General features: G+C 37.4%; 2 protein-coding genes. Both read left to right on the top strand.

Translation table 11 applies throughout. The features are described 5' to 3' along the window. Nucleotides 1-487 (top strand): HAD domain-containing protein (locus GZ212_RS16070; protein ID WP_206080474.1); only part of this gene is annotated, 487 nt, incomplete at its 5' end. A gap of 332 nt (nucleotides 488-819) precedes the next feature. Beyond that, nucleotides 820-1,072 (top strand): hypothetical protein (locus GZ212_RS16100; protein ID WP_206080473.1); only part of this gene is annotated, 253 nt, incomplete at its 3' end.

Genomic DNA, 1,072 nt, shown 5'->3' with positions numbered 1-1,072 from the left:
CGTTGGCTACAATTTGAGCAAAATGCACCTGATATTAGATTTAGACGGAGTTTTGATAACAAACCCAAGTTGGAAAGCCGACCAAATTCACTCTGACGGATATTCTGAATTTAACCAATCATGCGTTGAGAATCTAAACCGACTTTTGACTTTTCAAGAATTTGACATTTGGTTGAGTTCGACTAGGCGAACCATGAAAACTCTGACTGAATTTAATCTGATTTTTAAAAATCGTGGAATAGATTGCAAGATTTCTGGATTTTTACCAGAGTATGCGGATTGTAAAAATCGTAAAGAAGAAATAATAAAATTTATTAGTCAAAGAAACACTTCTGACTTCTTAATTATCGATGACGACAAATCATTAAACGGATTAGAGAACGAAATCAAAAACAGGCTGATTTTGACTGAATTGACCAAAGGGTTTAATTCAGAAAAATTAAAAGAAGCTATGGATAAAATAAAAACTGTAGCCAACAATGGCTAAAGTTCATTGCTTCTGATTTTCCTTCGGAAAATCCTCGCCTCTGAACTTTGCCCAGTTTTATTTACTAAATTAGTGCCGAACCCACGCAACGAAACCTTAGCCGAACCGTTGCCTACAATTGCGGAAACTCACTCGGACGGAGCAAAAACGGATTGAAAAATCGGAACTCAAAAAAAATAAAATACTGAAAAAACACTCGGATTTATCACTCGAACGCTGAATGAAAAACTGAATGGAAAAAATAATTCAGATAGAAAAGCGTACGGATTTTTGAGCAAGTTTACGGAATCAAAACCCAATCGGAATTCAAAAACGTTGCGGCCGAACTGAACGTGGAAACTTACTCTTGCGGAATTGAAAAGCAAAACGGAATTGAGCAAGTTTGCGGAAAAATTGCTCACTCGAACGCTGACAAAAAAGCTGAACTGGAAAAAATGGGCGGAATAAAAACAACTGTAGGCAACAACGGCTATAGTTCATTGCTTCGGATTTTCGGCAGAAAATCCTCGCACTTTTGCTATCTTTGGTTCACGGTGGAAAATCCTTGCGGATTTTCACGCAACGAAACCATAGCCCAAAACGTTG

Source organism: Mangrovimonas sp. CR14 (assembly GCF_011764015.1).
In the GTDB taxonomy this organism is placed as follows: Bacteria; Bacteroidota; Bacteroidia; order Flavobacteriales; family Flavobacteriaceae; genus Mangrovimonas; species Mangrovimonas futianensis.
Note: the sequence above shows the minus strand (reverse complement) of the source record. Positions and strands in the feature narration are given on the sequence as shown.